An 18,444-nucleotide genomic window follows, 5' to 3' on the forward strand; every position below is an offset into this window, starting at 1 on the left:
GCCGATGAAACGTTTCTATGTGGTCCTGGTGCTGGCGATTGCAATCGCCCTGGCATTGGCAGTGGGCATTTCGAAACACACCGGCTACGTGCTGATTACCTATCCCCATGTGCTGCATTACGAGTCGAGCTTGTGGGCCACGTTGGTGGCGGTGTGTGCCATTGGCCTGGCGATCTACCTGGCCCGCGTTTTATTGAGCCTGATCACCACCTCCGGGGGGGTGGTCAACCCATGGTCGCGGCGCAATCGCAGTCGTCGGGTACAGATTGCGATCGAGCAGGGCCAGATGGACCTTGCCGAGGGCCGCTGGGCCAGCGCCGAGCGCCATCTGCATCGCGCCGCCGAGGCCGAGCGCCAACCCTTGCTGCATTACCTTGGCGCAGCACGTGCGGCCAATGAGCAGGGGCGTTACGAAGAGTCCGACGGTTTGCTGGAACGCGCTTTGGAGCGCCAGCCCCAGGCGGAACTGGCCATTGCCTTGAGCCATGCGCAATTGCAGATGGACCGTGGCGATACCGACGGCGCCCTGGTCACTCTGCAGGCCATGCACGAGCGCCACCCGCATAACGCTCAGGTATTGCGCCAGTTGCAGCGCCTGCATCAGCAGCGAGGTGATTGGGCGTCGGTCATTCGCTTGTTACCGGAGCTGCGCAAGGACAAGGTGCTTCCTGCCAGCGAGCTGGCTGAATTGGAGCGTCGCGCCTGGGGTGAAAACCTGGGCGTGGCGGCCCAGCGTGAAGAGCATGGCGAAGCCGGCTTGCAGTCGCTTGAACGGGCCTGGGAGCAACTGACTTCCGCCCAGCGCCAGGAGCCGCAACTGGTGTTGGCCTACGCCGACCAACTGCGTCGACTGGGCGCTGATGCCAAGGCCGAAGAAGTGCTGCGCGGTGCGATCAAGCGCGGCTACGACAGTCATCTCATGCGGCTTTATGGGTTGTTGCGCGGCAGCGACCCGGCCCGTCAGCTCAAGTTTGCCGAAAGCTGGCTCAAGGATCATTCGGGTGACGCCAGCCTGCTTCTGACGTTGGGTCGCCTATGCCTGCAAAATAGTTTGTGGGGCAAAGCGCGGGATTACCTGGAGAGCAGCCTGCAGGTACAGCGCAACCCAGAGGCTTGCGCCGAGCTGGCCCGCCTGCTGGCCCAATTGGGTGATACCGAGCGCAGCAACCAGCTGTTCCAGGAGGGCCTGGGGTTGCTCGACAACCGTCTGTTGGCCGCTCCATTACCCGTGCCCGCGCGGGTTTGAGGTCGAAAAGGGGGAAGGGTTGGTGCGGAGCTATCTGACAGCCAGCCCTGAACTTTGCACAAACCCTTGTTGTAAATGTCCTGCTCTTCAATTCCTACGTGCAATTGCGGAGTTTCCTCCCGATTCTGGCGGGATGTCTCTACGGTTTCGCGGAATTGTCTGCTCTAGCGCGTATTGAAAGGGGTCGGGCCTTTCCTCTACCGTAGCGACCTATCTTTCGTGGTACGGATAAACAATGTCTTTGGCCCCCTTACGCTCTATGTTTTTCCTGGCGTTCATGGTTGGTGGGCTGACGTTGGGCGCGTCTTTCTACCTGGAATACGGCGCGCTGTTACAGCCTTGCTTCCTGTGCCAGGTACAGCGGCTGTTTCTCGCTGCCTATGCGCTGATCAACCTGATCGCGGCCCTTCATAACCCAGCGCGGCCGGGCCTCTACCTGTACGGGCTGGCGAGCATGGCGTGCGCATGCTTCGGCGCCATCACCGCAGTGCGTCAGGTATTACTGCAGAACGCGGCATCGGACCAGATTCAAGATTGTTGGCCGAGCCTCCAGTACATGATTGAAAACCTTTCCTTTTGGCAGGCGGTACGGTCGGTCTTCAACGGCACCGTCGACTGCGTCGAGATCAACTGGACGCTGTTCGACCTGAGCCTGCCCGAATGGAGTCTGTTGTTCTTTTTAGCGATGCTTATTTTGGGAATCATGCAGTTTTCGCGGCTGTTGTTCAGCCAACGTTTGCGCATTGCACTGCCATGAATATGAGGTTCAAGTTGTAGGATGGGATTAAACACTTGTATGAACTTTCTCTCCTGCGTACCTTGAAGCCATAGTCATGCGGGCATAATCTGGCCCGCACGCGTTATCAAATCTGTTTATCGGACGCGGCCTTGTCCGGCTGCTGCTTTATCCTTGAATGTTGCGCGGGCACAAGGCAGCAGCGCCCCTATAGGGAAGAGAGATCATCATGCTGGAAAGTTGTCAGAATGCTCAGGAACGCTGGGGTGGGGTGCACAAGCTGATCGATAGCTGGCTGAAGGCACGTCACGAACTGGTTCGGGCCTTTGATGCTCTCGGTGCCAAGCCCGAAGCTCTGGCTGAGAACCGCGAACCGTTGCAGGACTTCTGTGGTGTGTTGGTGGACTATGTGTCTGCTGGCCATTTTGGTGTCTACGAGCAACTGACCGAGGAGGCGCAAGCCTTTGACGATCAGCGTGGGCTGGAACTGGCCGAGACGATCTACCCGCGGATCGATGCCATCACTGAGAAACTGCTGGCGTTCACTGACCTGTGCGATGCAGGACAATGTGTTGCGGAAAAATTCAAAGAACTGGGCGCGCTGTTGCATGAGCGTTTCGAGCTGGAAGACTGCTTGATCGAAGTGCTGCACAACGCTCACAAGGAAGAACCTGTTACTCAGGCTTGACCCTTGATCGCCGTACAAAAAACGGTGCGCATGGCGCACCGTTTTTTATTGGGTCAGTGGCGCGTACCCAGCAGTTCGATCTCGAATACCAACGGTGTATACGGCGGTATCAACTCGCCCGCGCCGTCTGCGCCATAGGCCTGTGCAGATGGAATGACCAGACGCCATTTCGCGCCTACCGGCATCTGTTGTAACGCTGAACGCCAGCCGCTGATCACGCTGTCCAGGCGGAACCACTGCGGTTGCGTGCTCTGATCGAAAACTGTCCCGTCGGGCAACCGCCCTACATATTTCACCTGCACCTCATCAGACGCTGACGGCTTGTTGCCCGTGCCTGGCATCAACTCGGTGAGCAGGATGCCATCCGCCAATTCGCGCACGCCCTTGGCTGATTTTTCCTGGGCCAGGAATTGCTGTTCGGCGGCGAGGGCTTTTTCGCTCTGCGGAGCTTGGGCGTCGGCTTCGCTCTGTGCCTCATGCTGGGCGAGGATCTGTTCGATACGCGTGTTATCCAGCGCCAGCGGCTTGCCTTGATAAGCCTGCTTGAGGCCGTCGACGAGCGCCTGGATCTGCAGGTCCGGGACTTCCTGGCGCAGTCGTTCGCCGAGGCTCGCACCCAGGCTGTATGCGAGGTCGTGCGGGTCGGGCGCGGTGGTTTTGGAGGCGGATTGCTCGTTCGCGTTGGCCACGCAAATCCCCAAGCCAAGCACTAGAAAAAGGTAACGCGACATGGGCATTCTCCCGGCGAAAGTGCGACGGATTATGCCAGTGTGAGTCGGTAAAAAGGGCCGTGGTTTTTCGTTATATCGATAAGAATTTTCTCACGTTGCAACGCGAGGCAAATGATACTGTCAACATGCCCTAGCGGCGGTAAGAGCAGAGGGCTAGTATGAGCCGCACCCACGTCAGCCAGGAGGTAAACCATGTCGGCCAAACAGAAGCCTGTAAATACCCCGTTGCACTTGCTCCAACAACTTTCGGGCAGCTTGCTCGAACATCTTGAAAGCGCGTGTTCCCAAGCTTTGGCCGATGCAGAAAAGCTGCTCGCCAAACTGGAAAAACAACGCGGTAAAGCGCAAGAGAAACTGCACAAATCCCGCACCAAACTGCAAGACGCCGCTACTGCCGGCAAGGCCAAGGCTCAAGCCAAAGCTAAAGACGCTGTCAAAGAACTTGAGGACTTGCTCGACGCCCTCAAGGATCGCCAAGCTGAAACCCGCACCTACATTTCCCAACTCAAAAAAGATGCTCAGGAAAGCCTGAAATTGGCACAGGGCGTGGGGCGTGTGAAGGAAGCCGTCGCTAAAGTACTGGGCTCTCGTACCCCTGCAAAAGCGGTAGCCAAGCCAGTGACAAAACCAGTTGCTAAAACTGCTGCTGCGAAACCAGCCGCCAAGCCAGCTGCCAAAACCGCTGCTGCGAAACCAGCCGCCAAGCCAGCTGCTAAAACCGCTGCTGCAAAACCAGCCGCCAAGCCAGCTGCCAAAACCGCTGCTGCGAAACCAGCCGCCAAGCCAGCTGCCAAAACCGCTGCTGCGAAACCAGCCGCCAAGCCAGCTGCTAAAACCGCTGCTGCAAAACCAGCCGCCAAGCCAGCTGCCAAAACCGCTGCTGCAAAACCAGCCGCCAAGCCAGCTGCCAAAACCGCTGCTGCGAAACCAGCCGCCAAGCCAGCTGCTAAAACCACTGCTGCGAAACCAGCCGCCAAGCCAGTTGCTAAAACCGCTGCTGCAAAACCAGCCGCCAAGCCAGCTGCTAAAACCGCTGCTGCAAAACCAGCCGCCAAGCCAGCTGCTAAAACCGCTGCTGCAAAACCAGCCGCCAAGCCAGCTGCCAAAACCGCTGCTGCAAAACCAGCCGCCAAGCCAGCTGCTAAAACCGTTGCAGCGAAACCAGCCGCCAAGCCAGCTGCTAAAACCGCCGCTGCGAAACCGGCTGCCAAACCTGCTACTGCGAAACCAGTCGCCAAGCCAGCTGCCAAACCTGCTGTTGCAAAACCAGCGGCCAAGCCAGTAGCCAAACCTGCTGCCGCTAAACCAGCCCCGGCCAAGCCAGCAGTACCTGCCGCTGCTCCGGTAGCGTCTACCGCACCATCTGCTCCGACCAGCAGCACCCCTGCACCGGCAGCACCCAGCACCACTCCAACCAGCGCTTCCTAAGTGTTGGTGATCACGGCGCGCAGCCGCTGCGCGTCGTGGTCAAGGTTGGCGGCAGCTTCAGCCGCCAGTCTTTCCAGCCACGGCTGGTGATTTGCCTGCGCCTCTGTCGGCCACTCTTGTGACACAGCTTCCAGTCGCACCAGCAACTCGTGTTCCGCCTCCAGCTCCAGGGCTTTGACCCGCTCGCGTAACGACGCCAACGACTCATCCTGCTGCGATAACGCACGCCATTGCACACGCACCTGCCGCAACGGCTCAACCACCTGCGTCTGCCAAGGTTCGGCGATGTGTTTCAGGGCCTGAATTCGTTCGGTGCGCACTTCCACGCCGCGCTGTTCCAGCCATGCTCCGCAGAGCAACAGGCACACATTCGCTCCCCGTTCCTGCAGGCGCAGGCAAGCGGCCTCGACGCCCGGGCGGGCGTAAGTCGAGAGGGCAAAGCTCCACAGGTCAGCACACATATTCACACCCAAGCCAGCGGCCAACGAAGCTGGTAGACTCCGCCGCCATTATGATCCGACTTCAAAGCCTAACATTACAGCGTGGCCCGCAACGTCTTCTCGAAGACGCCGAGCTGACCCTGCACGCCGGTCACAAAGCCGGCCTGATCGGCGCCAACGGCGCCGGAAAATCCACGTTGTTCGCCTTGTTGCTGGGTGAGCTGACCCCGGATTCCGGGGACTGCCTGCTGCCGGCAGACTGGCGTATCGCCCATATGCGCCAGGAGATCGACACGCTGGACCGCATCGCGATCGACTACGTGCTCGATGGCGACCTGCGTCTGCGCCAGGTGCAAAACGACCTGGCCGAGGCCGAGAAAGCCCAGGACGGCGCTGCCCAGGCCCGCCTGCACTCGGAACTCGACAGCGCCGACGGCTACACCGCCGACGCCCGCGCTCGCAAGATGCTCGCCGGCCTCGGTTTTACCAACGAACAGATGGACCGTCCGGTCGCCGACTTCTCCGGTGGCTGGCGCATGCGCCTGAACCTGGCCCAGGCGCTGATGTGCCCCTCGGATCTGTTGCTGCTCGATGAGCCGACCAACCACTTGGACCTCGATGCGATTCTGTGGCTGGAAGACTTCCTCAAGAGCTATCAGGGCACCTTGTTGCTGATTTCCCACGACCGGGATTTCCTCGACGCCGTGGTCGATAACATCGCCCATGTCGAGCAGAAGAAAATCACCCTCTATCGTGGCGGCTACACCGCGTTCGAGCGTGCGCGTGCCGAGCGTCTGGCCCAGCAGCAACAGGCCTACGAGAAGCAGCAGGCGCAGCGTGCGCACATGGAAAGCTATATCGCAAGGTTCAAGGCCCAGGCCACCAAGGCTCGCCAGGCCCAGAGCCGAATCAAAGCCCTGGAGCGCATGGAAGAGCTGTCGGCGGCCCACGTCGATTCGCCGTTCGATTTCGTGTTCCGCGAGTCGGCCAAGATCTCGAGCCCGCTGCTGGACCTCTCGGATGCTCGCCTGGGTTATGGCGACAAAACCATCCTGGAGAAGGTCAAGCTGCAGCTCACGCCCGGTGCGCGCATTGGTTTGCTCGGTCCCAACGGTGCGGGCAAGTCGACGCTGATCAAGAACCTGTCCGGGGAGCTGTCGCCCTTGGCGGGTCGTTTGACCCGTGGCGAGAACACCGTGGTGGGTTACTTCGCCCAGCATCAACTGGATTCGCTCGACGCCAAGGCCAGCCCTTTGCTGCACCTGCAACGCCTGGCGCCAACCGAGCGCGAGCAGACCTTGCGCGACTTCCTGGGTGGTTTCGACTTCCGCGGTGCGCGCATCGACGAGCCGGTGCTGAACTTCTCCGGCGGCGAAAAAGCCCGCCTGGCCCTGGCGTTGATTGCCTGGGATCGGCCCAACCTGTTGCTGCTCGACGAACCCACCAACCACCTGGACCTCGAAATGCGCCTGGCGCTGACCATGGCCCTGCAGGAGTTCAGTGGCGCGGTATTGGTGGTGTCTCACGACCGCCACTTGCTCAAGAGCACGACCGACAACTTCCTGCTGGTGGCTGACGGCAAAGTTGAAGAGTTCGACGGCGACCTGGATGACTACGCACGCTGGCTGACGGACTACCGCCTGCGCAACGCACCGGTCAGCAACACGCCGATCAACCCGGACAAGACTGACAAGAAGGCCCAGCGCCAGGCTGCCGCCGCGCTGCGCCAACAGTTGGCGCCGCACAAGCGTGAAGCCGACAAGCTGGAAGCTGAACTGGGCAAGGTGCACGAGCGTCTGGCCAAGATCGAGGCCAGCCTGGGCGACAGCGCCGTGTATGAAGCCGCACGCAAGGACGAACTGCGCGACCTGCTGGCCGAACAGGCCAAGCTCAAGGTGCGTGAAGGGCAGTTGGAGGAAGCCTGGATGGAGGCTCTCGAACTGCTGGAAACCTTGCAAGCGGAGTTGGAGGCGCTGTCCTGATGGAGGCGCTGCAATTGCCGTTACCGGCGCAGTGGGTCGAGCCGGTGTGGATTGGCGTGCAAATCCTGCTGATCCTGTTGGCCGGCTACCTCGCGCAACGCTTTGTAGCCAAAGGGCTCACCCGCCTGGGTGAGCGCTACCCATTCCCTCCACAACTGCTGATGCCCCTGCGCGGTGGTTTGCGCTGGCTGATCATGGGCAGTGCGCTGATCTTCGTGTTGGAGCGCCTGGGTGTCTCCGCCACGGTGCTGTGGACGGCGCTGTCGGGTTTTGTCGCGGTCGCTGCCGTGGCGTTTTTTGCCATGTGGTCGGTGCTGTCCAATCTGTTGTGCGCGATTTTGATTTTTACCGTCGGGCCCTTCCGTCTGGGTGACATCGTCGAACTGATAGACACCCTCGACAAGCCAGGCGTGAAGGGGCGTGTCGTGGCGATCAACCTGCTCTACACCACGCTGGTCGAGTTGGAAGAAGCCGGTACTCACTGCGCAACGGTGCAGGTGCCCAACAGCTTGTTCTTCCAGCGCTCGGTGCGACGCTGGAACACGCCTGTATAAAAATTGATAGCCAGGCTTCGGTGGTCGGAGTTAGCTTAGCGCTTACGACGAATTTGCAACGAGGTGGGTAATGGCTCTCGATACATGGCTGGCCTTTTTCCTGGCCAGTTGGATCATCTCCCTTTCGCCTGGCGCAGGTGCCATCGCCTCGATGTCCAGTGGCCTGCAATATGGCTTTTTGCGCGGCTACTGGAACGCCCTGGGCCTGCAGATTGGCCTGGCGATGCAGATCGCCGTGGTCGCGGGTGGCCTTGGCGCGATTCTGGCGGCGTCTTCCACGGCGTTCTACGCCATCAAATGGTTTGGTGTGGCGTACCTGGTGTACCTGGCGATCAAGCAATGGCGCGCCTTGCCCATGGACATGACCGATGATGCGGCGGGGCGCCCGATCGGCAGGCCGGTGGCGATGATGTTCCGTGGGTTCCTGGTTAACGCCAGCAACCCCAAGGCGCTGGTGTTCATGCTGGCGGTGCTGCCACAGTTCGTGAACCCGCAGGCGCCGTTGCTGATCCAGTACCTGATCCTGGGCGCGACGATGATCAGTGTCGACATGATCGTGATGGCGGGCTACACGGGGCTGGCCTCGAAAGTCCTGCGCCTGTTGCGTACGCCGAAGCAGCAAAAACGCATGAATCGTACGTTTGCCGGGTTGTTCGTGGGGGCCGCGGGTTTCCTGGCCAGCCTGCATCGCGCAACCGCGTAACTGACGAAATTCATTAGAAAGGTGAGAGGGAGCAATTCCCTCCCATCTGGCTTCAAAAAGCCCTAGCCTGCACACATCAATTCACTTACGCCTTGAGTCAAACCCTCTAAAGCACAACAATGTGTTACTTCGTGTTTAGCTTTGAGATTCATTCATGATTGCCCCCTTTCGTTTTCTCGCCTGCCTGCTGTTGCCGGCGCTGATGTCGTGCAGCTTCAATCTGCTGGCTGCGACAGCCGAGGGCGCCCCACAAGCCCTGCATTTGCTGGACTATATTGGCGCTGACTACCCCCCGACGGTGGAAGCCGGCAAGGTGGTTGACGAGTCGGAATACCAGGAACAGGTTGAGTTCCTGGGGGTACTGCAAGGTTTGGTCGCGCAGTTGCCGGAACGGCCTGAGCGTGCAGAGCTGATCAAAGGCGTCGATGAATTGCTGGCGGCGGTTACCGCGCATGAAGACGGTGTGGCTGTTGCCCATCAAGCCCGTCAATTGGGGGCAAAACTAGCAGTGGCTTATGAAGTCAGCCAGGCACCGGCCATCACTCCCGACCCGACCCGCGGCGCACCGCTCTATGCCCAGCATTGCTCGGTGTGCCACGGCACTGCCGGCGCCGGTGACGGCCCGGCCAGCACCGGCATGACCCCGCCACCCGCCAACCTGCGCGATGCCACGCGCCTGGACCGCCTGAGCCTCTACGCGATCTACAACACTCTCGGCCTGGGTGTTGAAGGCACTGACATGCCGTCCTTTGCCGACCAATTGGACGACCGTCAACGCTGGGACCTGGCCACCTACATCGCGGGTTTCACCGCCGACCCGGCTGCCGCCAAAAGCGAGCAAGCGTTCAACCTTGCCGACCTCGCTCGCCAGACCCCCAATGAAGTGCTGGCAGCAGACGGCCCGACGGTCGCCGCCACCTTCCGTGCCCAGCGCGCGCAACCGCCGCAGGTCAAGCGTGGTCCGGCGCAGTTGCTCGACTACACCGCCGCCACCCTGGACAAGAGCCTCATCGCGTTCCGCAACGGTGACCACGAGCAGGCGTATGACCTGTCGGTAGCGGCTTACCTGGAGGGCTTCGAGCTGGTGGAAAGCTCCCTGGATAACGTCGACGCCAACGTACGCAAGGACACCGAGAAGGCGTTGATGGCCTATCGACAGTCTCTGCAGGATGGTTTGCCGATCGAGCAGGTGCAGCAGCGCCTGGATGTGGCCAAGGGCAAACTCACCGAGTCTGCCGGCCTGTTGGGCGGTGATGGCCTGAGCTGGTCTCTGAGTTACATCTCGGGTTTGCTGATCCTGCTGCGCGAAGGTCTGGAGGCGATCCTGGTACTGGCGGCGATCCTCGCCTTCCTGCGTAACACCGGCCAGCAATCGGCAGTGCGCAGTGTCAACGTAGGTTGGGGCCTGGCGCTGTTGGCCGGGCTGGGCACTTGGGCATTGGCGGCGTATGTGATTGACGTGAGCGGCGCCCAGCGCGAATTGCTTGAGGGCTGCACCGCATTGTTCGCCAGTGTGATGGTGTTGTGGCTGGGCGTGTGGATGCATGACCGCCGCCACGCGGCAGCCTGGCAGGATTACATCAAGAGTAGCCTGGTGGGCGGCGGTGGGCGGTTTGGGTTTGCCGTGCTGGCGTTCTTCTCGGTCTATCGCGAGCTGTTCGAAGTGATCCTGTTCTACGAAACCTTGTGGCTGCAAGCCGGCCCGGCAGGGCACAACGCCGTGTTGGCCGGTGGCGCCACGGCGCTGGTGCTGCTGGTGGGCCTGGCCTGGGTGATCTTGCGCGGCTCGGCGAAACTGCCATTGGCGCTGTTTTTCGGCATCAACGCCGCGCTGTTGTGCGCACTGTCGGTGGTATTCGCCGGGCACGGTGTGAAGGCTTTGCAGGAAGCCGGTATCTTCGGCACCCGGCCGGTGGCGTTTTTTGACTTCGACTGGCTGGGCATTCATGCCGATGCGTATTCGCTGAGTGCACAGGCGGTGGCGATTCTGGCGATTATGGTGCTGTATGGCCGTAGTCGCCTGGCCGAAAAACGCCGAGCCGTCACCTTGTAGTGAGCGGGCTTGCCCCGCGCTGGGGGGCGAAGCCGCCCCAAACCCAGCCACCGCGTTTTAGCTGAGTCACCGCGATGGCTGGATTAGGGCGGCTATGCCGCCCAGCGCGGGGCAAGCCCGCTCACTACAAGGGGTGTTCGTTCTCGTGGGTCAGTTCCAAGACGCGATCCACGAGCTTGTTGATGCCTGAAGCGACCTCGCTGATGCGTTTGCCAAGCATATAGGCCGGCGTGCTCACCAGCTTGCGGGCCTTGTCCTCAACGATATCTTCCACCGCGCATTCCTGGTGGGTGGCGCCCATCTTGTCCAGTGCCGCTGCGGTGTCGGGACAGTTACCGATGGTGCAGGTTACGCCAGGGCCGTAGATTTTTGCGGCCAGGGCAGGGGCGATGCAGATCAGCCCCACGGGTTTGCCGGCCTCTGCAAAAGCTTCCGCCAATGCCAGCAGTTGCGGGTTGACACTGCAACCGGCTCCTTCCACCGCAAAGTTCGACAGGTTTTTTGCCGCGCCAAATCCGCCGGGCACGATCAGCGCGTCAAAGTCGTCGACGCTCGCTTCGCGAATGTCCTTCACTTCACCACGGGCGATGCGCGCCGACTCCACCAGCACATTGCGCGACTCGGGCATTTCCGCGCCGGTGAGGTGGTTGATCACATGCAATTGCGCGACATCCGGGGCAAAGCATTGAACCTGGGCGCCACGCTGATCGAGGCGCAGCAGGGTGATCACGCTTTCGTGGATCTCTGCGCCGTCGTATACGCCACAGCCCGAAAGGATCACTGCAATCTTTTTGCTCATGAGTACTTCTCCCTATTTCGTGGCGTTAAATGTCTACTAATTTGTCACCTGTTGCCAATGGGATCTCCTGCCGCTACACCTAACCTTGATGTAACAAAAATACATCGGACTAGCCCATGGACTTCGTGCCTTACGCGGTACCGTTTTTCATCGCCTTGATCGTGATCGAGCTGCTCGCCGACCGCTGGCGTGGCGCACGCAACTATCGGGTGGCGGACGCCATCAACAGTCTCAGCACCGGCGTGTTATCGACCACTACGGGGCTCCTGACCAAAGGCGTGGGGCTGTTGACGTACGCCTTCGCTCTCAAGCACCTGGCGTTGATCGAACTGTCGGCCCACAGCGTGTGGACCTGGGTGTTCGCCTTCGTGTTCTACGACTTCTGTTACTACTGGCTCCATCGCATGGGGCATGAGCGCAATATCCTGTGGGCCGCGCACTCGGTGCATCATCAAAGCGAGGACTACAACCTCACCACCGCACTGCGTCAGACCAGCACCGGCTTTCTGTTGAGCTGGATCTTCTATCTGCCCCTGGCCGTGCTCGGGGTGCCGCTGGTGGTGTTTATCAGTGTGGCGTCGCTCAACCTGCTGTACCAATTCTGGGTGCACACCCGTCATGTGCCCAAGCTTGGCTGGTTCGAGTGGTTCTTCGTGACGCCCTCCAATCACCGCGCCCACCATGCACAGAACGCGCTTTACATGGATCGCAATTACGGCGGCGTGTTCATTATTTGGGACCGGCTGTTCGGCTCGTTCCAGGAAGAGGACGATAACGAGCCGGTGATCTTTGGCGTCACCACGCCCCTGGCCAGTTGGAACCCGCTCTGGGCCAACCTGCAGTTTTATGCACAGCTGTGGAACGATGCGCGGCGCACCGAGCGCTGGTGGGACAAGCTGCGCATCTGGTTCATGCGCACCGGCTGGCGCCCGGCGGATGTAAAGGCCAAGTATCCAATGGCCAGGCATGACCTGAGCCAGTTCCGCAAATTCGAAGTGCCGTTGGATACGCGACAGCAGGTTTATATCGCCCTGCAATTTGCCGCGTATGTCGGGTTTGGCAGTTATCTGATGAATTTCGGCGAGGGCTTGCCCACGGCCGCGTTGATACTGGGCTGGAGTGCCATGGCGCTGGGGCTGTTTACCTTGGGCGTGGCCCTTGAGAATCGCCCGTGGGCACTGAAGGCCGAACTCTTGCGGCTGGTGTTGAATGTGCCGCTGGTATGGCTGGCGCCGCTGGTCGGGCTATGGCCGGCCAGCCATCTGGGCTGGCTGGGCCTGTTGAGCTACAGCCTGCTCAGCGTGATTGGCCTCTACTGCTGCAGAAGCCAGGTTACTCGACTGGTGTCTTAGGGGGGGCGACAGGGACCGGCTCGGCTGCCAGTCGGGCCTTGGCCTCGGCGCAGGCCTCGCGGGCGATGCGGGCGTTTTTGATCCGACGACGCAGCCACAGGCCGAAGCCCAGTGCCAGCAACGCGCCCAATACCCACAGCTCGTACTTCTTGATGCTGCCCAGCATGCCTTCCAACACTGCGCCGAAGTGGTACGCCGCAGCGCCCAGGGCCACCGCCCACACAGCGGCGCCAATACCGTTGAGGATCAGGTAGCGCAACGGCGGGTAGCCGGAAAGGCCAATCGCCACGGGCATTACCGTGCGCAACCCGTAGACGAAGCGGAAACTCAGCACCCAGATATCCGGATGTTTGCGGATATGTTCCAGGGCCTTGTCGCCCATCAATTGCCAGCGCGGTTTGCGCGCCAGCAGCTTGCGACCGTGTTTGCGGCCCATGTAGTACCAAAGCTGGTCACCGGCGTAGCTGCCGAAAAAGGCAACGACGACCACCAGGTTGATATCCATGTAGCCACGGAAAGCCAGGAAGCCTGCGAGGACCAGAATGGTCTCGCCTTCGAAAAAGGTGCCCAGGAAGAGCGCAAAGTAGCCGAAGTCATGCAGAAATTGTTGAAGCATGGTCTGGGGATGCTGGCGAAATGAACGCGCAGCCTACGCCTTCGCGAACATTCATGAAAGTATCGAGATGTGTCACGAAGTGAACAAATCCTACATAAACGACGAATGCGACTACAGGTCGCATCGATAAGCACAACTGTCATTCCTTCGTCATAATGGCCGCTTATAACTGCAACGCTCGCCCGTAAACGCGGGCTCAGGAGTCTGTCGTGAGCTTTACCCCTGCCCATCGCCTGTTTCCCGCCACCCGTCTGCGTCGCAATCGTCGTGATGATTTTTCCCGCCGTCTGGTGCGTGAAAATGTACTGACTACGAATGATCTGATCTTGCCGGTCTTTGTGCTGGACGGGGAAAATCGTCGGGAAACAGTGGCCTCGATGCCGGGTGTGGAGCGCTTGACCATTGATTTGCTGCTTGAAGAAGCCGCCGGTTGGGTTGAATTGGGGATCCCGGCGTTGGCGCTGTTCCCCGTGACCCCACCTGAACTCAAGTCGCTGGATGCTGCGCAAGCCTGGAACCCCGACGGGATCGCCCAGCGCGCTACCCGCGCCCTGCGTGAACGGTTCCCGGAGTTGGGGGTGATCACCGACGTGGCCCTGGACCCGTTCACCACCCACGGGCAGGATGGCATTCTTGACGAAGACGGCTATGTTCAGAACGACATCACTGTCGATGCGCTGGTCAAACAGGCATTGTCCCACGCTGCGGCAGGTGCCCAGGTCGTTGCGCCCTCGGACATGATGGATGGCCGCATCCAGGCGATTCGCGAAGCCCTGGAACTGGCCGGCCACGTCAATGTGCGGATCATGGCCTATTCGGCCAAGTACGCCAGTGCCTATTACGGCCCATTCCGCGATGCGGTGGGTTCGGCGCTGAACCTGGGCAAGGCCAACAAGGCTTCGTACCAGATGGACCCGGCCAACAGCCATGAAGCCCTGCACGAAGTGGCGGCCGACCTGGCCGAAGGCGCCGACATGGTCATGGTCAAGCCAGGGATGCCTTACCTGGACATCCTTTACCGGGTCAAAGAGGAATTCAAGGTGCCGACCTTTGTCTATCAGGTCAGCGGTGAATACGCCATGCACATGGCCGCGATCCAGAATGGTTGGTTGAGTGAAGGGGTGATCCTCGAATCCCTGACAGCCTTTAAACGTGCCGGCGCCGATGGCATTCTGACCTACTTCGCCGCCCGCGCTGCCCAATTGCTTAGAGAGCAACAATAGCCCTCACAGGAACACTCGATGAATACCGAAGGACTTACAGAAGTTGCCGTAAAAGACGCTCACCCGGTGGTTGAACAAGTCACCGAGACCCCGCCGGAGCTGGAGCCGGCACCGCCTGCCGTGGCGACTGAGCCACCTGTGCCGGCTCCGGTTCCCGTCGTGACCAACCTGGATGACAGCAGCCTGTACATCCACCGCGAGCTGTCGCAACTGCAATTCAACATCCGCGTGCTGGAGCAGGCGCTGGATGAGTCCTACCCGCTGCTGGAGCGGCTCAAGTTCCTGCTGATCTTCTCCAGCAACCTGGACGAGTTCTTCGAGATCCGTGTCGCCGGCCTCAAGAAACAGATCACTTTCGCCCGCGAGCAAGCCGGTGCCGATGGCCTGCAGCCGCATCAGGCCCTGGCCCGCATCAGCGAGCTGGTTCACGGCCAAGTGGATCGCCAGTACGCGATCCTCAATGACATCCTGTTGCCGGAACTGGAGAAGCATCAGGTCCGTTTTATCCGTCGTCGTCACTGGACCACCAAGATCAAGACCTGGGTGCGCCGCTACTTCCGCGACGAGATTTCACCGATCATCACCCCGATTGGCCTCGACCCGACGCACCCGTTCCCGTTGCTGGTGAACAAAAGCCTGAACTTCATCGTGGAACTCGAAGGCATCGACGCCTTCGGTCGCGACTCGGGCCTGGCGATTATCCCGGCGCCGCGCTTGCTGCCACGGATCATCAAGGTACCGGAAGAGGTCGGTGGGGCTGGCGACAACTATGTATTCCTGTCGTCGATGATCCATGCACACGCCGATGACCTGTTCCAGGGCATGAAGGTCAAGGGCTGCTACCAGTTCCGCCTGACCCGTAACGCCGACCTGGCGCTGGATTCCGAAGACGTCGAAGACTTGGCCCGTGCCCTGCGCGGTGAGCTGTTCTCGCGGCGCTACGGCGATGCGGTGCGCCTGGAAGTGGCCGATACCTGCCCGAAACACCTGTCGGACTATTTGCTCAAGCAGTTCAACCTGGGCGAGACCGAGCTGTATCAGGTCAATGGCCCTGTGAACCTGACGCGCCTGTTCAGCATCACCGGCCTGGACAGCCACCCGGAGCTGCAATACACGCCGTTCACCCCGCAGATCCCGAAACTGCTGCAAAACAGCGAGAACATCTTCAACGTCGTGAGCAAGCAGGACATCCTGCTGCTGCACCCGTTCGAGTCCTTCACCCCGGTGGTCGACCTGCTGCGCCAGGCTGCCAAGGACCCGCATGTGCTCGCTGTGCGCCAGACGCTGTACCGTTCCGGCGCCAACTCGGAAATCGTGGATGCATTGGTCGACGCTGCGCGTAACGGCAAGGAAGTCACCGCGGTGATCGAACTGCGTGCACGCTTTGACGAAGAGTCCAACCTGCAACTGGCCAGCCGCCTGCAAGCGGCCGGTGCGGTGGTGATCTACGGTGTGGTCGGTTTCAAGACCCACGCCAAGATGATGCTGATCCTGCGCCGCGAAGCCGGTGAGATCGTCCGTTATGCCCACTTGGGTACCGGTAACTACCACGCCGGCAACGCGAAGCTCTATACCGACTACAGCCTGCTGACCTCCGACGATGCGTTGTGTGAAGACGTTGGCAAGTTGTTCAGCCAGTTGATCGGCATGGGCAAGACCCTGCGCATGAAGAAGCTGCTGCATGCGCCGTTTACGCTCAAGAAGGGCATGCTCGACATGATTGCCCGCGAGACCCAGTTCGCCCTCGACGGCAAGCCGGCGCACATCATCGCCAAGTTCAACTCGCTGACCGATCCGAAAATCATCCGCGCGCTCTACAAGGCCAGCCAGTCTGGTGTGCGCATCGACCTGGTGGTGCGTGGCATGTGCTGCCTGCGCCCAGGCATTGTGGGGGTGTCGCATAACATCCATGTGCGCTCGATCATCGGTCGTTTCCTGGAGCACACGCGGGTCTTCTACTTCCTCAACGGAGGCGAAGAGCAGATGTTCCTCTCCAGCGCCGACTGGATGGAGCGCAACCTCGATAAGCGTGTAGAGACATGCTTCCCGGTGGAAGGCAAGAAGCTGATCATGCGGGTCAAGAAGGAGCTGGAAAGCTACCTCACCGACAACACGCATAGCTGGAGCCTGCAATCGGACGGCCGCTACGTGCGCAACACGCCAACCGGCAACCAGAACCCGCGCAGTGCGCAGGCGACGTTGCTGGAGAAGTTGGGTAGCCCGATTCTCACCGTGAACTAAAAAGTGTGGGAGGGGGCAAGCCCCCTCCCACAATTTGTTTTGTTCTTTGGGTCAGCGCACGTTCAGGCTGAACCCCACCCGCGTCAGCCACTCCGCTTCCTGGGCGAAATCCGCCTGGGTCAACTGGTTTTCATCCAGCCAGCCTTTGGGGAATACCACGTCGAGGCTGTCGCCGTTGGCCCTCAGGGTCACTTGAGGCATTTCCTGGGTGCCACGGATGTGGTGGAACAGGATCGCAAAGCGCAGCAGCGCACACAGGCGTATCAGCTTGATGCCGTCGTCGCCGAATTCGGCAAACTTGTCCTTGGGAATATTGCGGCGGTGGCCGCGCACCAGGAGGGCGAGCATCTGCTGGTCTTCCCGCGAGAAGCCTGCGAGGTCGGAGTGCTCGATCAGGTAGGCGCCGTGCTTGTGGTAATGATAGTGGGCGATGTCCAGACCCACTTCATGCACCTTGGCGGCCCAGCCGAGCAACTCGCGCCATACGCCGTCTTCCAGGTCCCAATCCGCGGCCACCTGGTCGAACGCATGCAAAGCCTTGCGCTCTACGCGAATCGCTTGTTCCAGGTCGACGTGGTAGCGCTCCATCAGCGAGCTGAGGGTACGCTCACGCACGTCCTCATGGTGATGGCGCCCCAACAGGTCATAGAGCACGCCTTCGCGCAGGGCGCCATCGCAGTGGTCCATGCGTTGCAGTTCGAGGGCGTCGAAGATCGCTTCGAGAATCGCAAGGCCGGCCGGGAAGATGGTGCGACGGTCGGGCTTGATGCCATCGAAGTCGATTTTCTCGGCATCGCCCAGCTTGAACAATTTGCGCTTGAGCCACGCCAGCCCTTCGGCGTTGACCTCGCCGGTGCCATGGCCGCCGGCTTTCAAGGCCAGGCCGATGGCGCGGATGGTGCCGGACGAGCCGATGGCCTCATCCCAGGTCAGGCGGTGCAGGGCGTGCTCGATGCTCATGATCTCCAACCGTGCCGCCGTGTAGGCCTGGGCGTAGCGCGCCGGGGTGATCTTGCCGTCCTTGAAATAACGCTGGGTGTAACTGACGCAACCCATCTGCAGGCTTTCACGCAGCAGTGGTTCGAAGCGCTGGCCGATGATGAACTCGGTACTGCCGCCGCCGATGTCCGCCACCAGGCGTTTGCCCGGAGTGTCGGCCAGGGTGTGGGAAACGCCGAGGTAGATCAGGCGGGCTTCTTCACGGCCGGAGATGACTTCTACCGGGTGCCCGAGGATTTCTTCGGCGCGATGGATGAAGTCGTTGCGGTTACGCGCTTCGCGCAATGCGTTGGTGCCCACGATCCGTACGGAGCCCGGGGGCATTCCGTTGATCAGTTGGGCAAAGCGCTTGAGGCAGTCGAGCCCGCGCTGCATGGATTCTTCATTGAGTTGACGCTCGTCGTCGATCCCGGCAGCCAGCTGTACTTTTTCGCCGAGCCGCTCGAGGATGCGGATTTCGCCGTTCTGGGCCTTGGCCACGACCATGTGAAAGCTGTTGGAGCCCAGGTCGATGGCGGCGATCAGGGACAGATTCTTGGCTTGGGATTGCGGCATGGTTTGGGGTCTCGGTCGATAACCTTGCCATCGTGCCACGATCGACCGCTGGCGCCAACGCGTTGTGCTTCGGGAATTTCTCTGAGGCTGTATGTGAG

Annotated in this window: 15 protein-coding genes and 1 pseudogene; 11 read left to right on the forward strand and 5 right to left on the reverse strand. The window is 60.6% G+C overall.

Translation table 11 applies throughout. The annotated features are described in order from the left end of the window. Positions 1-4 precede the first annotated feature (4 nt). The 3 genes from MJP36_RS03240 to MJP36_RS03250 all read left to right on the forward strand — a co-directional run bounded on the left by MJP36_RS03240 (position 5) and on the right by MJP36_RS03250 (position 2,670). Positions 5-1,246: a heme biosynthesis protein HemY gene (locus MJP36_RS03240; RefSeq protein WP_244384873.1), complete on the forward strand. Its 1,242-nt coding sequence runs from the start codon at positions 5-7 to the stop codon at positions 1,244-1,246. A 235-nt stretch (positions 1,247-1,481) separates the two neighbouring features. After that, positions 1,482-2,003 (forward strand): disulfide bond formation protein B, encoded by a 522-nt coding sequence (locus tag MJP36_RS03245; protein ID WP_060753604.1) that lies wholly within the window; start codon positions 1,482-1,484, stop codon positions 2,001-2,003. 208 nt (positions 2,004-2,211) lie between these two features. Further along, positions 2,212-2,670: an Rsd/AlgQ family anti-sigma factor gene (locus MJP36_RS03250; protein WP_060753603.1), complete on the forward strand. Its 459-nt coding sequence runs from the start codon at positions 2,212-2,214 to the stop codon at positions 2,668-2,670. A 53-nt stretch (positions 2,671-2,723) separates the two neighbouring features. Here the strand turns inward: MJP36_RS03250 and MJP36_RS03255 are convergent, their stop codons facing one another. Next, positions 2,724-3,401, reverse strand: a complete 678-nt coding sequence (locus tag MJP36_RS03255) for an FKBP-type peptidyl-prolyl cis-trans isomerase (RefSeq protein WP_060753602.1) — start codon at positions 3,399-3,401, stop codon at positions 2,724-2,726. Positions 3,402-3,593: 192 nt separating this feature from the next. Here MJP36_RS03255 and MJP36_RS03260 point away from each other — a divergent pair. Continuing rightward, a pseudogene (locus tag MJP36_RS03260) lies at positions 3,594-4,658 on the forward strand (AlgP family protein); the annotation flags it as partial. Between the two features lie 167 nt (positions 4,659-4,825). Here the strand turns inward: MJP36_RS03260 and MJP36_RS03265 are convergent. Next, entirely contained in the window at positions 4,826-5,290 is a 465-nt protein-coding gene (locus MJP36_RS03265) for a TIGR02444 family protein (RefSeq protein WP_104994998.1), read from the reverse strand. A gap of 50 nt (positions 5,291-5,340) precedes the next feature. Here MJP36_RS03265 and MJP36_RS03270 point away from each other — a divergent pair, with 50 nt between their 5' ends. From MJP36_RS03270 to MJP36_RS03285, 4 genes are all read left to right on the forward strand, one after another. After that, positions 5,341-7,251 carry an ATP-binding cassette domain-containing protein gene (locus MJP36_RS03270; protein WP_060753599.1) on the forward strand — a complete coding sequence of 637 codons (1,911 nt, stop codon included), beginning with the start codon at positions 5,341-5,343 and terminating at the stop codon, positions 7,249-7,251. After that, on the forward strand, positions 7,251-7,805 hold the full coding sequence (locus MJP36_RS03275) for a mechanosensitive ion channel family protein (protein ID WP_060753598.1): 555 nt from the start codon (positions 7,251-7,253) through the stop codon (positions 7,803-7,805). The genes MJP36_RS03270 and MJP36_RS03275 overlap by 1 nt, the downstream gene beginning before the upstream one ends. A 70-nt stretch (positions 7,806-7,875) precedes the next feature. Beyond that, complete coding sequence (locus MJP36_RS03280; protein ID WP_104994996.1) at positions 7,876-8,508, forward strand: LysE family transporter; 633 nt, start codon at positions 7,876-7,878, stop codon at positions 8,506-8,508. 154 nt (positions 8,509-8,662) lie between these two features. Continuing rightward, the gene (locus tag MJP36_RS03285) at positions 8,663-10,561 is read left to right on the forward strand and encodes an FTR1 family protein (RefSeq protein ID WP_090368032.1); all 1,899 of its coding nucleotides are present in this window, start codon (positions 8,663-8,665) and stop codon (positions 10,559-10,561) included. Positions 10,562-10,685: 124 nt separating this feature from the next. On the opposite strand, the gene elbB is transcribed toward MJP36_RS03285, so the two are convergent. After that, a complete protein-coding gene (gene elbB / locus MJP36_RS03290) occupies positions 10,686-11,360 on the reverse strand; it encodes an isoprenoid biosynthesis glyoxalase ElbB (protein ID WP_060753595.1) in 675 nt (224 codons plus the stop codon). A 116-nt stretch (positions 11,361-11,476) separates the two neighbouring features. Here elbB and MJP36_RS03295 point away from each other — a divergent pair, with 116 nt between their 5' ends. Continuing rightward, positions 11,477-12,712 carry a sterol desaturase family protein gene (locus tag MJP36_RS03295; RefSeq protein ID WP_244384875.1) on the forward strand — a complete coding sequence of 412 codons (1,236 nt, stop codon included), beginning with the start codon at positions 11,477-11,479 and terminating at the stop codon, positions 12,710-12,712. On the opposite strand, the gene MJP36_RS03300 is transcribed toward MJP36_RS03295, so the two are convergent. Beyond that, complete coding sequence (locus MJP36_RS03300) at positions 12,693-13,328, reverse strand: DedA family protein (protein WP_104994993.1); 636 nt, start codon at positions 13,326-13,328, stop codon at positions 12,693-12,695. The two genes, MJP36_RS03295 and MJP36_RS03300, sit on opposite strands and share 20 nt — an antisense overlap. 209 nt (positions 13,329-13,537) lie before the next feature. Here MJP36_RS03300 and hemB point away from each other — a divergent pair, with 209 nt between their 5' ends. After that, positions 13,538-14,551 carry a porphobilinogen synthase gene (hemB, locus tag MJP36_RS03305; protein WP_060753592.1) on the forward strand — a complete coding sequence of 338 codons (1,014 nt, stop codon included), beginning with the start codon at positions 13,538-13,540 and terminating at the stop codon, positions 14,549-14,551. 18 nt (positions 14,552-14,569) lie between these two features. Further along, positions 14,570-16,792 (forward strand): polyphosphate kinase 1, encoded by a 2,223-nt coding sequence (ppk1, locus tag MJP36_RS03310; protein WP_060753591.1) that lies wholly within the window; start codon positions 14,570-14,572, stop codon positions 16,790-16,792. Positions 16,793-16,843: 51 nt separating this feature from the next. Here the strand turns inward: ppk1 and ppx are convergent, their stop codons facing one another. Continuing rightward, positions 16,844-18,346 (reverse strand): exopolyphosphatase, encoded by a 1,503-nt coding sequence (ppx, locus tag MJP36_RS03315; RefSeq protein ID WP_090368040.1) that lies wholly within the window; start codon positions 18,344-18,346, stop codon positions 16,844-16,846. Between the last annotated feature and the right edge of the window lie 98 nt (positions 18,347-18,444).

It is taken from the genome of Pseudomonas palleroniana (assembly GCF_022836895.1).
Taxonomy (GTDB): domain Bacteria; phylum Pseudomonadota; class Gammaproteobacteria; order Pseudomonadales; family Pseudomonadaceae; genus Aquipseudomonas; species Aquipseudomonas palleroniana.

Excerpts from the sequence above, each read along its gene's own strand:
- MJP36_RS03275 (WP_060753598.1), top strand. The coding sequence starts at position 7,251 with ATGGAGGCGCTGCAATTGCCGTTACCGGCGCAGTGGGTCGAGCCGGTG.
- MJP36_RS03255 (WP_060753602.1), bottom strand. The coding sequence starts at position 3,401 with ATGTCGCGTTACCTTTTTCTAGTGCTTGGCTTGGGGATTTGCGTGGCC.
- MJP36_RS03270 (WP_060753599.1), top strand. The coding sequence starts at position 5,341 with ATGATCCGACTTCAAAGCCTAACATTACAGCGTGGCCCGCAACGTCTT.
- ppx (WP_090368040.1), bottom strand. The coding sequence starts at position 18,346 with ATGCCGCAATCCCAAGCCAAGAATCTGTCCCTGATCGCCGCCATCGAC.
- MJP36_RS03240 (WP_244384873.1), top strand. The coding sequence starts at position 5 with ATGAAACGTTTCTATGTGGTCCTGGTGCTGGCGATTGCAATCGCCCTG.
- MJP36_RS03295 (WP_244384875.1), top strand. The coding sequence starts at position 11,477 with ATGGACTTCGTGCCTTACGCGGTACCGTTTTTCATCGCCTTGATCGTG.
- ppk1 (WP_060753591.1), top strand. The coding sequence starts at position 14,570 with ATGAATACCGAAGGACTTACAGAAGTTGCCGTAAAAGACGCTCACCCG.
- MJP36_RS03250 (WP_060753603.1), top strand. The coding sequence starts at position 2,212 with ATGCTGGAAAGTTGTCAGAATGCTCAGGAACGCTGGGGTGGGGTGCAC.
- MJP36_RS03300 (WP_104994993.1), bottom strand. The coding sequence starts at position 13,328 with ATGCTTCAACAATTTCTGCATGACTTCGGCTACTTTGCGCTCTTCCTG.
- MJP36_RS03245 (WP_060753604.1), top strand. The coding sequence starts at position 1,482 with ATGTCTTTGGCCCCCTTACGCTCTATGTTTTTCCTGGCGTTCATGGTT.
- elbB (WP_060753595.1), bottom strand. The coding sequence starts at position 11,360 with ATGAGCAAAAAGATTGCAGTGATCCTTTCGGGCTGTGGCGTATACGAC.
- MJP36_RS03285 (WP_090368032.1), top strand. The coding sequence starts at position 8,663 with ATGATTGCCCCCTTTCGTTTTCTCGCCTGCCTGCTGTTGCCGGCGCTG.
- MJP36_RS03280 (WP_104994996.1), top strand. The coding sequence starts at position 7,876 with ATGGCTCTCGATACATGGCTGGCCTTTTTCCTGGCCAGTTGGATCATC.
- MJP36_RS03265 (WP_104994998.1), bottom strand. The coding sequence starts at position 5,290 with ATGTGTGCTGACCTGTGGAGCTTTGCCCTCTCGACTTACGCCCGCCCG.